Raw genomic sequence first — 16120 nt, 5'->3', positions numbered from 1 at the left:
CAAAATTAAGTCATATTCGTCTTGATTCTTTGAAAAAATTTACAAAATTAAAACCGTTGCAAAACGGTTTTTTTATATGTGAGGTGTTATGCAACCCAGTCACACAACATTCGAATTCATCAGTGAACATGCGATAGAAAGTTTGTCGGTTAATGTACTGACTTATCGCCATAAAGTAACCGGCGCCATGCATTACCATTTAGCCGCGGACGATGAGCATAAAGTCTTTATGGTGGCATTGCGTACGGTGCCTGAGGACTCAACTGGCGTGGCCCACATTCTCGAACATACTACCTTGTGTAGCAGTGAACGCTTTCCGGTGCGTGATCCATTCTTTATGATGATTCGTCGCTCCATTAACACCTTTATGAACGCATTTACCTCAAGTGATTGGACGGCCTATCCGTTTGCGACTGAAAACGACAAGGATTACCAAAACCTGCTGCAAGTTTATATGGATGCCGTATTTTTCCCCAATTTAGATCCACTTGATTTTGCCCAGGAAGGTCACCGTTTTGAGTTTGAAACCATGGACGATGCCAACTCGCCTTTAATCTACAAAGGCGTGGTGTTTAATGAAATGAAAGGGGCCATGAGTTCACCGATTTCAACGCTTTGGCAAACCTTAACCACCGAGCTTTATCCAACCTCGACTTATCACTACAACAGTGGTGGCGATCCTGAAGCGATCCCGGATTTAACCTACCAGCAATTGGTTGATTTCCATCGCACGCATTATCATCCGTCTAATGCGGTGTTTATGACCTATGGCAACCAAAATCCGGCTGAACTACAAGCTGATTTTGAAGCCTTGGCTTTGGCACGTTTTAAAGATCAAATCGAACCCACTTATGTTGGCACCGAGCAGCGTTTTAATGCACCCAAATCCATCGAGCAAACCTATGCGTTAGAGGAAGAAGACACCAGCCAAAAAACCCACGTGGTATTAGGCTGGTTGTTAGGTCTGAATAAAGACCCAATGGATGTCTTAAAAGGTCATTTATTGTCATCGGTATTGTTGGACAACAGCGCGTCGCCATTGCGTTATGTATTGGAGCAATCTGAGTTGGCGACCGCGCCATCACCGCTATGTGGAATCGAAGACTCCAATAAAGAAATGGCATTTGTGGTGGGTTTACAAGGCACCGAGCCAGAGCATGCGCAGGCGATAGAAGACTTAATTATCAATGAGTTGCAGCGTGTTGTTAAAGAAGGTGTCGACCAGTCTCATGTTGAAGCCATGTTGCATCAACTTGAATTATCGCAGCGTGAAGTCGGCGGCGATAGCTATCCTTATGGACTAGAGTTAATGTTGGGCGCTTTGCCGGGTGCGCTGCATCAAGGTGATCCAGTCGCCTTGTTAGATGTTGATAAGATTTTGTTGGAATTGCAGGCCGAAGTGCGCCAACCTGAATTTATCCCGAACCTAATACAAACCTGGTTGCTCGATAATCCACATCGTGTGCGTTTAACTCTAAAACCTGATCCAGAGTTGGCGGCACAACGTGAACAGGCTGAAAAGGCGAAATTAGCTAACATTCAGGCCGGTTTAACGGCCGAGCAGAAACAAGCGATTATTGATCAGGCCAAAGCGTTGGAAAAGCGTCAGGCGCAAGAAGATGATCCCAACATTCTGCCAAAAGTCACCAAGGAAGATGTTGATCCTGACGTACCCAAAATTGAAGCGAAACATAAGCAGGCAAACCTAACCAGCTACCAGCGCGGAACCAATGGTTTGGTGTATCAACAGCTGATTATGGATATGCCGGACTTAACCGAGCAAGAGCAGGCGGTGATGCCTTTGTTTAATAGTTGTTTAACTGAAGTCGGCAGTGGCGGGCGTGATTACTTAGCGACCCAATCGTTGCAAGCTTCAGTAACCGGTGGTTTAAGTGCGCGTTCAGCGGTGCGAGCGGATTTAACTGATCCAAGCAAATACCGCAGTCATTTCGTATTGGCGGGTAAAGCATTAAATCGCCATCAAACCGATCTAACTCAGTTGATGACTGAAACCCTGCATCAAGTGGACTTTAAAGAAACCCAGCGTTTAAAAGACCTGATTGCTCAAATTCGCTCATCTATGGAACATCGCATTACTGGCGCTGGTCACAGCTTAGCCATGAGTGCGGCTTCGCAAAGTTTCTCGGTTGCGGCCAAATGGAGTTTTGAACGTTCTGGTTTGGCGGGCATTCGCTATATCAAACAACTGGATAAAGACCTAGCGGATGACGAAAAACTAACTCAATTTTCAAATACCTTGGCGCAATTGCGCGACAAGATTGCACATGCGCCCAAGCAGGGTTTGTTGGTCGCCGATGAGCAGGGTTACGACTCCGCGAGAGCAGGTTTTGCTGATATGCTGGCCGATCCGGTTAATAGTCAATCGGGCGCTTTAAACTTAGCTAAACCTGACTCAGTCAAGCACCAGGCCTGGTTGACCTCTACACAGGTTAACTTCTGTGCGCAAGCTTATCCAGCGGTGATGTGGGGGCACGAAGATGCGCCAATATTATCGGTTTTGAGTGCCTGTTTGCGTAATGGCTTTTTGCACAGCGCGATCCGTGAAAAGGGTGGGGCTTATGGTGGTGGCGCGAGTTTTGATGCCGAAGCCGGTGCATTCGTATTTTTCTCGTATCGTGACCCACGTTTAATGGAAACCTATGCGGATTTTGAGCGCGCTTTAAACTGGTTAATGACCGATGCCACTCAAGCGCAGGTAGACGAAGCGATTTTAAATGTCGTGAGTGCGATGGATAAACCCGGTTCACCCGCCGGTGAAGCCAAAAAGACCTTCTATCAAGAGCTTTATGGCCGCAGTCACGAAAAACGTTTTGCTTATCGCCAGACCGTTTTGAATGCTGAATTGGCACAATTACGTGAGGTAGCCCAGCGTTATTTAACTACGCCTTATACTCGTGCCGTTGTCACCCAGTCCAGCCACTCAGACTTACTAAGTGCGCAAGGCTTTGAGTTAATTAAGCTGTAAGTTAGGCTTAAATTAAGCATGACGGATTCCAACAAGGCTTGTGGTATATCCAACGCAAGCCTAACGTCTGATGAGGTATCTGCATCCGAGTACCAGGCTTGGTATACCTACTTGGTCGCTTGTGCAGATGGTTCACTTTATTGTGGTGTGACCAATAATTTGGCACGCCGTCTTAAACAACATAATGGCGAATTAGTCGGTGGCGCCAAGTACACCGCGACCCGACGACCTGTCGAAATCAAAGCTTTTTGGCCGCATCAAAATCGCTCTTTAGCTACGCAACACGAATACCAAATCAAACAACTTTCACGTCCGCAAAAACTGGCTTTAATCCAGCAATTCTTAATCGAAAACCAAGCTTAATCACCGGTTATTAATCTATTCATTTATACAAATTAATATTGTAAAATTAAAGTTTAAGTTATTATTTTTGAATAATTTATGGTAATTTAAATCTATTCACTAATCTATTCATTTTACAAGTATCAGGTAAGCCTTTAGCTATGAAAGATAATCGCATTAAAATTCAGAAAGCCTTGGCGTTAGACAACTTAAGCAGCGTGCAAATCGCCAACAAAACCGGCTTAAGTCAACCCACAGTGAGTCGAAGTTTAGCTGATCTACCCGTTAAGAAAATAGGTGCAGGTCGAGCTTCTCGTTTTGCTTGGATCGAAGATTCGGCTGAACCAATTTTTCAAATTAGCCCACAAGGTCAAGCTGAAAAAGTCGCGTTTATTTATCGACAACCCAACCAACGTTGTTTGCTGGAATTCACTCAAGATAACAAAACCCAAGCCTTCAAAAACTTGCCGCATTTTATGCTGGATTTAATCCCCAGCGGATTTTTGGCCGAAATTGGTTTAGAGCAAATTCATCGTTTAGATAGTCGAGTCACGATGAATTCATTGCACTGGTCACATGAGGATTTGCTGTATTTCTTAACTCATTACGGCACAGACTTGAGTGGTAATTTACTGTTTGGCCGCCATACCGTTGAAGCCTGGTTGCATATTGAAACACCGATTGTAAAAGAAGCCGATTACGCCCGAATGGTTAAGGAACTCGCCAGTGGTATAAACCCAGGCGGTTGGCTAGTCGGAAAACAACCAAAGTTCACTTGCTTTAACGGCATCGAGCATTTGCTGGTTAAATATTCGCCCAAGTTAGATGCGCATGATCCTCTCGCCATTCGTTATAAAGATTTATTAGTCTGTGAGTTCTTGGCTTTACAAATATTAGGTCAGACCGGCTTAGCGGTATCAGAAGCCAAGCTGGTGCAGTCAGAGCGTTTGTATTTGCAACTTAAACGTTTTGATCGAGTTGGTCAAAAAGGGCGGCTCGGCGTGATTTCATTAAAAGCTTTGGCGGAGCACTATATCGGCGAAACTCAAAACTGGGCATTAACGGCGGATGCGTTATTTCAGCAGGGCGTGATTAATGAAGACGAAAAAAACACCATTCACTTGCTGTATGCGTTTGGCGCATTCATTGGAAACAACGACAGGCACTTGGCGAATATTTCATTCTATTTTGAGGATTTCGAACTGAAAGGACTTGCGCCGATTTACGATATGTTACCAATGCGATTGATGCCCAAAAATGGCGAACTTCCAACCCCAAAATGGCAAGATCCGGCTTTGTTTGATGTCGAGCCCGAGTTAGTACAACAAGCCAAAGAACTGGCTAAATACTATATCAAGCGGGTGTTTGAAAATTATCTGATTTCTTACGATACCAAAAAACTGTTTAATCAAGGGTAAGGGGGTTGGATGGTGTGACTTTATACTTAACTGTCATGTTGAGCGAAGCGAAACATCTCCTACCGAGTTGGTCGGCTAAAAGATCCTTCGTTTCACTCAAGCTGACATGCAGGAAAAACTTAGGTTGAAGCAGTAATGTTGTAACCACCATCTACATAAGTGATTTCGCCGGTCACGCCTGACGCTAGGTCAGAACACAAGAAGGCGCAAGTGTTGCCGACTTCTTCAATTGTAACGTTACGACGTAAAGGGGTCGCTTGTGCCGCTTTGTCTAGCATAGAACGGAAGTCTTTAATGCCAGAGGCCGCTAAAGTACGGATTGGGCCAGCTGAAACCGCGTTTACACGGATACCGTCTTGACCTAGGTCAGCGGCCAAATAACGTACAGTTGCTTCCAAAGAGGCTTTCGCAATACCCATCACGTTATAGTTAGGCACCGCACGTTCTGCACCTAAATAAGACAAGGTCATCACTGAACCTTTGCGCGCTTTTAACATCTCAAAACCGGCTTTAGTTAAGGCGGTTAAGCTGTAAGCACTGATGTCGTGAGCAGTTTTGAAACCTTCACGAGTTGACGCATCAATCATGCGGCCTTCTAATTCTTCACGTGGTGCAAACGCAACAGAGTGAACCAAAATATCCAAACCTTCTGGCCATTGTTTTTTTAATTCGCTAAATACGTTTTCAATTTGCGAGTCGTCAGCCACATCCAAAGGTAAAACGATTTTTGAACCTAATTCTTCAGCTACGCCTTCAACACGGCTCTTAAGTTTTTCAGTTTGATAGGTCAGGGCGATTTCTGCGCCTTGCTCATGCATTTGTTTTGCAATACCATAAGCGATGGATTTATTGTTGGCGACGCCGACAATTAAGGCACGTTTGCCAGTTAAGAATCCCATAATTTTCTCCGTAACGGTTGATTCAATTCTAAATAAAACAGTGGCGTCATTATAACGTGAAATTAAAATCGAAGATAAAAATGCTGTTTGAAGGCGCACGATTTGTTTTATTAAGCCTGACGGCTTTAGCACTAACGGCCTGCTCGGATCAATGGAACACGCCTTATACTGCTCAACAAGTGGCCTCTAACACTTTATTTAGCGCATTTTCAGCGCCGCCCAAACACCTTGATCCAGTGCGTTCTTATAGTTCAAACGAATGGGCGATTAACGCCCAGGTTTTAGAGCCGCCGCTGCAATATCACTATTTAAAACGTCCATATACGCTCGAACCGCTCACACTTAGTCAGATGCCAGAAGTACGTTATCTGAACCAGCAAGGCGAGCCGGTGTTAGTGACTGATGCCGATTTTGCTTATTCCGAGGTGGTTTTAAAAATTAAACCCGGCATTCAATATCAACCGCATCCAGCGTTTGTTAAAGACGAGCAGGGCGATTTACGATATGCGACTTTATCAGCAAAAGATTTAAGCGGCCTAAAATCACCCTTTGATCTTAAAGATCAGTCTAGTCGTGAACTAGTCGCCGCCGATTACGCTTATGCGATTAAACGCATGGCGGTGCGCCAAAACCATTCCCCCATTTTAGACAGCATGAACGAACACATCGTTGGTTTGAAAGCCTTTTCGGAACAGATCAGCGAACTACGCTCTAAAGCCGATAATCACGAGTTTTTTGATTTAAGATCATACGAGATTAAAGGCGTAAAAGTGGTAAACGATCACGAATTACGTATTCGTTTGCATGGCATCTACCCACAGTTTATGTATTGGCTTAGCATGAACTTTTTCGCCCCCGTGCCTTGGGAAGTCATGCAGTTTTACGCACAACCAGGCCTGGTGGATTTAAATATCAGTTTTGATACCTTTCCGGTCGGCACCGGGCCTTATCGTTTGGTAGAAAACAACCCAAACCGTCGCATGCGTTTGCAAAAACACCCGCTTTACCAAGAACAATATTATCCAAACGATGGTTTAGCTGAAAACATGCCATATAGTTTGCTAGAAGATGCCGGCAAACGTTTGCCGATGATTGACGAAGTGGTTTACACCCTCGAAAAAGAAAGCGTGCCTTATTGGAATAAGTTTTTGCAAGGTTATTACGATGCGTCAGGCTTGAGCTCTGACAGTTTCGATCAGGCGGTGCAGGTTTCAGTAAACGGCGATTTAGATTTGACCGGCGAAATGAAAGCCAAAGGCATTCAAATGCGATCGAGTGTGCAGCCAACCATTTTTTATCTAGCGTTTAATATGCTCGATGAGGTGGTCGGCGGCTACGATGAAAAAGCGCAAAAACTGCGGCAAGCCATTAGTATTGCGGTGAACTATGAAGAGTTTATTTCGATCTTTATGAACGAACGCGGTTTGGCCGCACAAGGGCCAATCCCGCCGGGTATTTTTGGTCATGTGGATGGCGAAGCCGGGGTGAATCCGTATGTGCATGATTGGCACGAAGGCGAAGCCCGCCGTAAATCGCTTGAAACCGCGCGTCAACTTCTAGCCGAAGCCGGTTATCCAGAAGGTCGTAATCAAGAGACAGGGCGGCCATTGCAATTAAATTATGATGCTGTCGCCACCGGGCCAGATGATCGCAGTCGCATGGATTGGATGCGTAAACAATTTGAGCAGTTGGGTATTGAACTGATGATTCGTTCGACCGATTACAACCGTTTCCAAGACAAGGTGCGCAAAGGCGATGCGCAGATTTTCTTCTGGGGTTGGAATGCGGACTACCCTGATCCAGAAAACTTCCTATTCTTGTTATACGGCCCAAACAGCTCGGTTGCCACCAATGGGGCGGGCATTAACTCATCCAACTACGCCAATCCAGAATTTGATCGCTTATTTGAACAAATCCGCACCATGGAAAATACGCCAGAACGCATGGCAAAACTGCAAGAAATGTTAAGCATCGCTCGTCAAGATGCACCTTGGATTTGGGGCTTACACCCGCGTTCGTTAAGCTTGTATCACAGCTGGTATAAAAACGTTTGGCCGAATAGCCTGGCCAACAATACCATCAAATATCTCGCAATTGATGCCCAGCAACGTGCGCAAAAACAAGCTCAGTGGAACCAACCAATTGTTTGGCCGCTGTGGTTAACCGGCATTGCGACTTTGTTACTGATTATTTGGGCGTTCTGGGCGTATCGCCAACGCCAACAACAGCGTGTTATAACAGGAGACAACGCCTCATGATGGCTTATATTGCACGCCGATTGTTTTATGCGATTCCGATTTTAATTGGCGTTAACCTAATTACGTTTGTACTGTTTTTTATGGTCAACAGCCCAGACGATATGGCGCGCGCCCAACTGGGTGCAAAACAAACCACCCCCGCGATGATTGAAACCTGGAAAGCCGAACGTGGTTACGACAAACCTCTATTCTTTAATAACGAAGCACCAGGCCTGGTGAAGTTTAGCGATACCTTGTTTGTTGAAGAATCGCTGAAATTATTTGTATTTGATTTTGGTCGCTCGGATTCAGGGCGCGATATTGGCGCGGATTTTTTAGAACGCATGTGGCCAAGTCTGCAGATCGCTTTACCCACCTTTGCGATTGGCCTAATCACCACCATAACCTTGGCATTATTGATTGTGTTATTCCGAGGCACCGCTTTGGATACGTCCGCGATGGTGATTGCGGTGATGATTATGTCGATTTCTGGGCTGTTTTATATCATTGCCGGCCAAGTCTTATTTAGCAAAATTCTGCACTGGGTGCCGATTTCCGGCTATGAATCCGGCTGGGTGGGCGTCAAATTTGTCATACTACCGGTGCTGATTGGTGTATTTGCCGGATTAGGCGCAGGCACACGTTGGTATCGCAGTATTTTCCTCGAAGAAATCAACCGAGATTATGTACGCACCGCGCGCGCTAAAGGTTTGTCGGAAATCAAGGTATTGTTTAAACACGTTTTACCCAATGGCATGTTGCCTATTTTAACCGGGGTTGTGGTCGTGATTCCTAGCCTGTTTATGGGCAGTTTAATTATGGAATCCTTCTTTGGCATTCCCGGTTTAGGCAGCTATACAATTGACGCCATCAACGCGCAAGACTTTGCGATTGTAAAAGCCATGGTGTTTTTTGGCGCAGTGCTTTATATCATTGGTCTGATTTTGACCGATATTTCCTACACAATTTTTGATCCAAGGGTGCGTTTATCATGATGTGGGTATGGTTATGGACAGACATCATGATTTGGCTCTTGGTGGTGTCGCTTGGTTTGTGGGGCTGGACAATCTCGCGTTCACCACAGGTAAAAGCGCAATGGATCGCAATTTTCCGCTCTAAAATCGCGATGACTTCGGCGATTGTGTTATTAATGTATGTTTCCATCGCTTTGCTGGATTCGTTGCATTTTAGATTAGCCTTGCCCGATCAACCTGTGGGTGAAAAAGTCCAATACCAAGGCCAAACGCTGAGTGTTTTGGATTGGGTGTTTGATGAAATTCGCGACAAAGTAGAGCGCACCTATTCGGCGCCGTTTGCGTTAAAAGAACACAGCAGCTCCATTATTAAAACCGACGACGGCCAAATCAAACAAATGGCGCTGGATTTAAGCCACGCTGGTTCGCATCTAGCCGCGGCGGAGGATAGAAACCAAGACATTCTGCTTAAATCCCTCTGGGCAATATTCGTCGCTTTGGTATTAAGCAAATTATTCATTAGCTTGCATATTTACTGGCGCGCGCGCGTTGCGAAAATCAGCTGGCGGCAACAAGCAGGCCTGGTGCTTAAAGGTAAAACCGATTTGCCGTGGCGCACCGCCTATTTAACCTTTAGTATCGGTTTAATCGTGTTAGCTTGGCTTTATCATTTAGGCCATTATTACCATGTGCTCGGCACCGATAAAGTGGGTGGTGATGTGCTTTATCAAAGCTTCAAAAGTGTGCGAACCGGCGTATTAATCGGCGTATTAACCACCTTGGTAATGTTACCTTTGGCACTGATTTTAGGCATCAGCGCCGGTTTGTTCCGTGGTTGGATTGATGATGTCATTCAATACCTCTACACCACGTTGAACTCAATCCCCGGCATCTTATTAATCGCCGCCGCCGTGTTGGTCATGCAAACCATGATTATGAACAATCCACACTGGTTTGAAACCGCCACCGAACGTGCGGATATTCGCTTGCTAGTATTGGTGCTGATTTTAGGCCTCACCAGCTGGACAGGGTTGTGTCGTTTATTACGTGCCGAAACCCTAAAAATCAGCCAAGTCGAATACGTCACCGCCGCCCGCGCATTTGGTGTGAGCCGATTTAAAATCATCGGTCGCCATATTCTGCCAAATGTCATGCATATTGTATTGATCGCCGTAGTGTTAGATTTCAGCGCGTTAGTATTAGCCGAAGCCGTACTTTCTTATGTCGGTGTCGGCGTTGACCCGACCATGCACAGCTGGGGGAATATGATCAACCAAGCCCGCTTAGAAATGGCGCGCGAACCCATGGTATGGTGGTCGCTGCTGAGTGCGTTTATCTTTATGTTTATTCTGGTACTGGCCGCCAACCTGTTCTCTGATCGAGTCCAGCGTGTGCTAGACCCCAAAAATAATTAAGATTTTTATGTTAGGCTTGTTAACTGTATCGCTACAGGTTACAATTTAAATGATTAAAACCTTTCGGCATAAAGGTTTAAAAAAATTCTTTGAAACTGGCTCTAAAGCCGGTATTCAAGCGGTGCATGCGCCTAAGTTGTCACGACAACTTTTATTACTCAATAACGCTTCGCACCCAGAAGAAATGAATGTTGCTGGTTGGCATTACCATCCATTGGCTGGCGGATTAAAGAATCATTATGCTGTTTGTGTAGATAAGAATTGGCGTCTTACTTTTTGTTTCAATGGGGAAGATGCTGAGCTTGTTGATTATCAGGACTATCATTAAGGAAAATGAAATGAAGATGTTTTGCCCTCCGCATCCAGCGTCCATTTTACGTGAAGATATATTGCCAGAGTTAGGCCTTAGTGTGACCGAGGCCGCTAAACAGCTGGGTGTATCGCGCGTGCAGCTGTCTCGTTTACTCAATGAGCATTCAGGTATTTCCGCTGACATGGCATTGCGATTAGAACAGTGGCTTCAAACGCCTTCAGCAGAGGCCTGGTTAAAAATGCAAATGGCATATGACTTGTGGCATGTTCAACAAAAAGCAAGGCCAAGCATTCAGCCTGCCACAACAGCCATGGCTTGAAGTAGAAGGCTTTATGGCTTGGTTTGCCGCTCCAATTTAACCACCAGGCCTGGTTGAGAAGATCAAACGATATTTAATGTTTTAGGGGAAGTGCTTGTGAATAAGCCGGTTTTAGATGTCCATAATTTAGTGATTAAAGTAGGCGAAAACACGCTGATTGACCGTATTAGTTTTAGCATTCAGCCGGGTGAGATTTTTGCTTTAGTGGGCGAGTCGGGTAGTGGTAAGTCTTTAACCTCATTGGCGATTATGCGTTTATTGCCAGAGGCGTTAAACATTGAAGCCGGTGAAATTCAATTGCATCAAAAATCCCTGTTAAGTTTGTCGGAAGCGCAAATGCAAAAAGTGCGCGGCAAATCAGTCGCGATGATTTTTCAAGAACCCATGACCTCGCTTAATCCGGTAATGCGAGTAGGGGATCAAGTCTCCGAAGTGTTACGTGTGCATTTGGGCTTGTCATCCAAACACGCCAAACTGCGCACCATAGAGCTGTTTAATGAAGTTGGCATTCCAGAAGCATCAGATCGAGTGGATTGGTATCCGCATCAATTATCAGGTGGTCAAAAACAACGTGTAATGATCGCGATGGCCTTAGCTTGCGAGCCGGATTTATTAATCGCAGACGAACCCACCACCGCATTAGATGTCACCATCCAAGCCCAAGTACTCACTTTGCTGAAAAAACTGCGTGATGAACGTGGTTTGTCGATTTTATTTATCACCCACGATATGGGCGTGGTCGCGCAAATGGCCGACCGAGTTGCGGTTATGCAAAAAGGCAAAATCCTAGAAACCGCCGAATGCGAACACTTTATTACCGCGCCCACCCATCCTTACACCCAACAACTATTGGCAGATGCGCTACCAACTCGCGATTACAAACCCGCGACAAGCCAAGATTCGCTGCTGGATTTGCGAGGCTTAAAAGTGCATTTCCCGATTAAAAAAGGCTTATTACAACGCACCGTTGGTTATGTAAAAGCGGTGGACGGTGTCGATTTAGTGATTAATCGCGGCGAAACCCTAGCTTTGGTTGGCGAATCCGGCAGCGGCAAAAGCACCATCGGCCAAGCCATTTTGCGATTAATCGACAGCACGGATGGCGAAATCCGTTATCAAGATGTCGATTTAGCCAAGCTAAAAGAAAACAAAATCAAACCCTTACGTCAAAAAATACAAGTGATCTTCCAAGACCCATATTCGGCCTTAAACCCGCGTATGACCATTGGCGAAATCATTCGCGAAGGCATGGTGAGCCTCAAAGTCGGTTCGCAGAAAAAAGCCGATCAAGATGCACGCATTACCGAACTGCTAACTCAAGTAGGTTTATTGCCAGAACACAAACAACGTTATCCGCATGAGTTTTCCGGCGGTCAACGCCAACGTATCGGCATCGCACGCGCCTTAGCGGTAGAACCTGAATTAATCATCTGCGACGAACCGACCAGCGCGCTAGATGTCACCGTGCGCGCACAGGTTTTAGACCTGTTAAACAACTTACAAAAAACCTACAACCTATCCCTATTGTTTATCACCCACGACCTCTCCATCATCCCCCGCATCGCCCACCGCGTCGCCGTGATGTCAGAAGGCCGAATCGTAGAGCAGGGCGAAGTGCAATCCATCCTAGAAACCCCCCAACATCACTACACCCAAACGCTACTAGCGGCGGCACCGAGTTTTCATGACATACAGCATAGTTTGTAAAGTCGAGAAATTACACAAAGCGCTTTAGCCAATAGCAATAGCTATTCTCGGTGGAATAGGTATACCCTTAATGGCGTAAATTATTACGCATTTAATCTAGTAAGTATGGTTTTTTGAGGTAGTATTAATAAAGTTTTTTCATTATGACAGTAAATTTAGATAATATCGCATAACTAGTCTGGATGAAAGGTTATGGCGGATACTAAGGCATAACAGCCTGAAAAGCTCTTCAATATAAAATAAACCTTATACTAAATGTTAGAAGCCCCAGGAGTATAGATAAAGTGCTAGATAAGCTTAAAAATGATTATATTTTAGTTTTACTGTTTTGGTTGCTGTCCATCTTTATTTTTATGATGACAAAATCAGGCCTCGTAGCAGCATTCTCAATCTTCTATACGGGATTGCTTCCTTTCGTCTATATTGTGCTTTGGCTCTCGAAGTCAGAGATAGGGAAAAATATAAGAAAGCATGCAAAAAAGTGGCATATTGCAGTCGGCATATCATGGTTTTTATTTGCATATGCTATTTACGCTCAAAAATGGGCTGCAGGAGTTATAAATCAAGTATTTTTTGTAGACGCAAGCAATCTTGGTATTACATATACATTGCTAGCGTTTTTATTTACCCCGTTTGGAATGCTTTACCAGGAATCGATTTTATCCGGGTTGTGGAATACTTTAATTATCGCCGCAATGATTTGGGGTAGTATTTTTCCAATGCTGTTAATGCTTCCTATTCCATTTAAGAGAATTGCGTATGTTTTCGTATTTAGCTTTCTAGTTATAGGTTTTTTTTCTTTATTTATCGGAGCTGTAACTAATTTGGTAGTAAATAAAGAGCTTCTCATCAAGCGATTCGCTTTGTGGGCAGATTTTAATAATAACCACCTTTGTTCTGACAATTGGGCAAATACAACAGATAGCGTTCTTTTTTTAGGAGGAGAACGTGTTTTAATTTATCAATCTAAAAAACCAGAAAACTCTCAATTTTCTGTAAAGACTTGTAACTTTGAGAAAAGCTTCTAACAAATAAAGCAACTACGCGCCTTCGGCGCCGTACGCAGCATAGCTGCGCCAGTTATTGAGGCGTTATGTTTACTAATTAAAAAAAGGATCTTGTCATGGCTTTTATTCGAGAGCTAATTCACGTCAATGAAACTCCTCAAAATAGAACAGCAGTATCTGCCGATTACTGTTTCAATGAATCAGCATTTCAAATTCGTACATATAAAAATGGTGACATACATAGAGAAGAAGGCTCAAAACAAAATATTCAATTAAACAGAGAGATGGCTATAGAACTAAAAAATAAGCTTCAAGAGTTTTTAGATCAGTAAACATAACAGGTCGCTCAAGTAAGGATGCGCATAAATGCGCACCGATTAGCTTAGCGTTACGCGCGATAAGGAATATCCATGAAACTGGAATCTATTACACTAAAGAACTTTCGTGGTTATAAAACTGAAAGGACTATCCCAATATCAAACTTAACCGCATTTATTGGTAAAAATGATGCGGGGAAATCTTCAGTTTTTGAAGCGCTAGAGATATTTTTCAATAATAAACTAGTTAAGTGTGAAAAGGACGATCTCAATATTGAGGCGGATAATAACAAGATAGAAATTTCCTGTATTTTTTCCGAGCTACCAGACGAGCTAATTATTGATGCCGCTCATCCGACAACACTCGCAGATGAGTATTTATTGAATAGTGATGGAAAACTTGAAATTAAAAAGGTATTTGCCGCTACCGCGGCAAACCCTTCACCCAAAGTCTACATAATTTGCAATCATCCATCCGTAGCTAACGCAAATGATCTTCTGACACTTAAGCGACCACAACTAGTTACTAGAGCCAATGAAATTAACGTTCCTGAAGAAAATTATAAGGGATCTATTAATTCATCTATTCGACAGGCTATAAGAAATAACTTCGATGACCTAGAATTAACTAATACCGAGCTATTAGTAGATAAAGAAGATACGAAGAAGGTCTTTGATGCAGTTGTAAATTACCTGCCTCTCTTTGCTCTTTTTCAGTCTGATCGGAAAAGTAAGGACGATGACAAAGAAGTAACCGACCCAATGCAAATTGCAGTAAAACAAGCACTTTCGGATTTAACAGCCGAAATTGAGCATATAAAGCAAGAGGTTAGGCGAAGAGCTATAGATACTGCTGACAGAACTCTACAAAAACTTCATGAAATGTCACCAGAATTAGCGGATCAACTAATTCCTGAGTTTAAATCTGAACCCAAATTCGACTCACAGTTTAAACTATCTATTAAGTCTGAAAACAATATCTCCGTTAACAAAAGAGGTAGTGGAGTTAGAAGGCTTATTTTGCTCAATTTCTTTCGCGCTGAAGCTGAAAGAATGCGCGAAGAAAGAAATGGAAATAAAATAATATTTGCTTTTGAAGAGCCAGAAACATCGCAGCACCCTGATCATCAGGAGATGTTGATTCAAGCCTTTATTGAGCTATCGAACACTCCAAATAGCCAAATACTATTGACGACACATACTCCAGCTCTAGCTGGCTTGCTTCCTCTTGAAAGTTTAAGGTTCATTGAGAAAGATGGCCACGACAGAACTGTTGAGATGGGCACAGATCAGGTTTTTGAGAAAATTGCAGATACCCTAGGAATTCTAGCTGACCCTATTCCAAAAAATGCCACTGCTATGCTGTTAGTCGAGGGTAAAGGAGATATTACTTTCGTTAATCATACTGCCGAAAAGTTAAAAGATGGCGGTCATATTCCTGAAACTTTTGAAGATAAAAGAATTGCTATTGTACCCATTGGAGGGTGTGGAAACATCAAGCATTGGAGAACTTTGCAGCTAGCCGCCCAGTTTAATATTCCATACTGCGTGCTACTTGATTCTGATCTGGGGACAATCGAACACCAACAGAATGTTGATAAACAAACCGAGTTACATCAAGACGGGATAAAAGCCTACTTAACAAATAAGCGAGAACCTGAAAACTATATTCATCTTGATTGTCTTCAGTTACCCGCAGGAAGCACATTCTCATTTAATGATACTGATGATGCGAAAGATCTGATTGCAAGGGAAAAAGGCACCCGAAAATCTAATGTCCTTGAAAACTACTGGACATTAATGACCACAGAACAAATTAGAGATGTTGAAAAATACATTGAAAACGGCCAAGAAAAATATGAATTCACAGAAATGTTTACTGACTTTCTTAGCTTGGTCTAACGTAGCAGCGCGTAACAAGTCAAAGCACTCAGACGCAGTAAACTGCGCCGGTGTTTGAGGCGTGAGGCATATATGAAGCAGAGAACTAAATGACGGATATATCAGTTACCCTTACAGATATAGATTTTTTACGGGAAAGGTTATGTCCACTTCCCCATTAGTGAAACACTGGTAAAGTAGAGTTTTCTAGTTTTACTCGATAAGCTGCCGGTGGCAGATTACCCAGACTTTCATGGGTGCGTTCTTCGTTATAATCTAACCGCCAGAACCAAGCCATCTCCCTA

The 16120-nt window shown here is 43.8% G+C and carries 13 protein-coding genes and 1 pseudogene; 12 read left to right on the top strand and 2 right to left on the bottom strand.

Annotated elements, in window-relative coordinates:
• The first annotated feature begins 88 nt into the window (after positions 1–88).
• The 3 genes from VIM91_RS00825 (at position 89) to VIM91_RS00815 (ending at position 4746) form a co-directional block, all read left to right on the top strand.
• Entirely contained in the window at positions 89–2986 is a 2898-nt protein-coding gene (locus tag VIM91_RS00825; protein WP_331862944.1) for an insulinase family protein, read from the top strand.
• Positions 2987–3004: 18 nt separating this feature from the next.
• On the top strand, positions 3005–3349 hold the full coding sequence (locus tag VIM91_RS00820) for a GIY-YIG nuclease family protein (protein WP_331862943.1): 345 nt from the start codon (positions 3005–3007) through the stop codon (positions 3347–3349).
• Between the two features lie 140 nt (positions 3350–3489).
• Complete coding sequence (locus tag VIM91_RS00815; protein WP_331862942.1) at positions 3490–4746, top strand: HipA domain-containing protein; 1257 nt, start codon at positions 3490–3492, stop codon at positions 4744–4746.
• Between the two features lie 119 nt (positions 4747–4865).
• Here the strand turns inward: VIM91_RS00815 and VIM91_RS00810 are convergent, their stop codons facing one another.
• Positions 4866–5645, bottom strand: coding sequence for an enoyl-ACP reductase (locus VIM91_RS00810; RefSeq protein ID WP_331862941.1), 780 nt, complete (start codon positions 5643–5645; stop codon positions 4866–4868).
• A gap of 56 nt (positions 5646–5701) precedes the next feature.
• Here VIM91_RS00810 and VIM91_RS00805 point away from each other — a divergent pair, with 56 nt between their 5' ends.
• The 9 genes from VIM91_RS00805 to VIM91_RS00765 all read left to right on the top strand — a co-directional run bounded on the left by VIM91_RS00805 (position 5702) and on the right by VIM91_RS00765 (position 15836).
• Entirely contained in the window at positions 5702–7903 is a 2202-nt protein-coding gene (locus tag VIM91_RS00805; protein ID WP_331862940.1) for an ABC transporter substrate-binding protein, read from the top strand.
• Positions 7900–8877, top strand: a complete 978-nt coding sequence (locus VIM91_RS00800; protein ID WP_331862939.1) for an ABC transporter permease — start codon at positions 7900–7902, stop codon at positions 8875–8877. Before VIM91_RS00805 ends, VIM91_RS00800 begins: the two co-directional genes overlap by 4 nt.
• The gene (locus tag VIM91_RS00795) at positions 8874–10271 is read left to right on the top strand and encodes an ABC transporter permease (RefSeq protein WP_331862938.1); all 1398 of its coding nucleotides are present in this window, start codon (positions 8874–8876) and stop codon (positions 10269–10271) included. The genes VIM91_RS00800 and VIM91_RS00795 overlap by 4 nt, the downstream gene beginning before the upstream one ends.
• A 49-nt stretch (positions 10272–10320) precedes the next feature.
• Positions 10321–10599: a type II toxin-antitoxin system RelE/ParE family toxin gene (locus VIM91_RS00790; RefSeq protein WP_331862937.1), complete on the top strand. Its 279-nt coding sequence runs from the start codon at positions 10321–10323 to the stop codon at positions 10597–10599.
• A gap of 10 nt (positions 10600–10609) precedes the next feature.
• Complete coding sequence (locus VIM91_RS00785) at positions 10610–10903, top strand: HigA family addiction module antitoxin (RefSeq protein ID WP_296833577.1); 294 nt, start codon at positions 10610–10612, stop codon at positions 10901–10903.
• Positions 10904–10999: 96 nt separating this feature from the next.
• Complete coding sequence (locus VIM91_RS00780; RefSeq protein ID WP_331862936.1) at positions 11000–12610, top strand: dipeptide ABC transporter ATP-binding protein; 1611 nt, start codon at positions 11000–11002, stop codon at positions 12608–12610.
• A 284-nt stretch (positions 12611–12894) separates the two neighbouring features.
• A complete protein-coding gene (locus VIM91_RS00775) occupies positions 12895–13638 on the top strand; it encodes a hypothetical protein (protein WP_331862935.1) in 744 nt (247 codons plus the stop codon).
• 95 nt (positions 13639–13733) lie between these two features.
• Positions 13734–13949 carry a hypothetical protein gene (locus VIM91_RS00770; protein WP_331862934.1) on the top strand — a complete coding sequence of 72 codons (216 nt, stop codon included), beginning with the start codon at positions 13734–13736 and terminating at the stop codon, positions 13947–13949.
• A gap of 78 nt (positions 13950–14027) precedes the next feature.
• Positions 14028–15836, top strand: a complete 1809-nt coding sequence (locus tag VIM91_RS00765; RefSeq protein ID WP_331862933.1) for an AAA family ATPase — start codon at positions 14028–14030, stop codon at positions 15834–15836.
• A gap of 157 nt (positions 15837–15993) precedes the next feature.
• Here the strand turns inward: VIM91_RS00765 and VIM91_RS00760 are convergent.
• Positions 15994–16120: pseudogene (locus tag VIM91_RS00760) on the bottom strand (IS3 family transposase); the annotation flags it as partial.

It is taken from the genome of Thiomicrospira sp. (assembly GCF_036568485.1).
Lineage (GTDB): Bacteria > Pseudomonadota > Gammaproteobacteria > Thiomicrospirales > Thiomicrospiraceae > Thiomicrospira.
The sequence above is the reverse complement of the archived record's forward strand: the minus strand, read 5'-3'. Positions and strand labels throughout refer to the sequence as shown.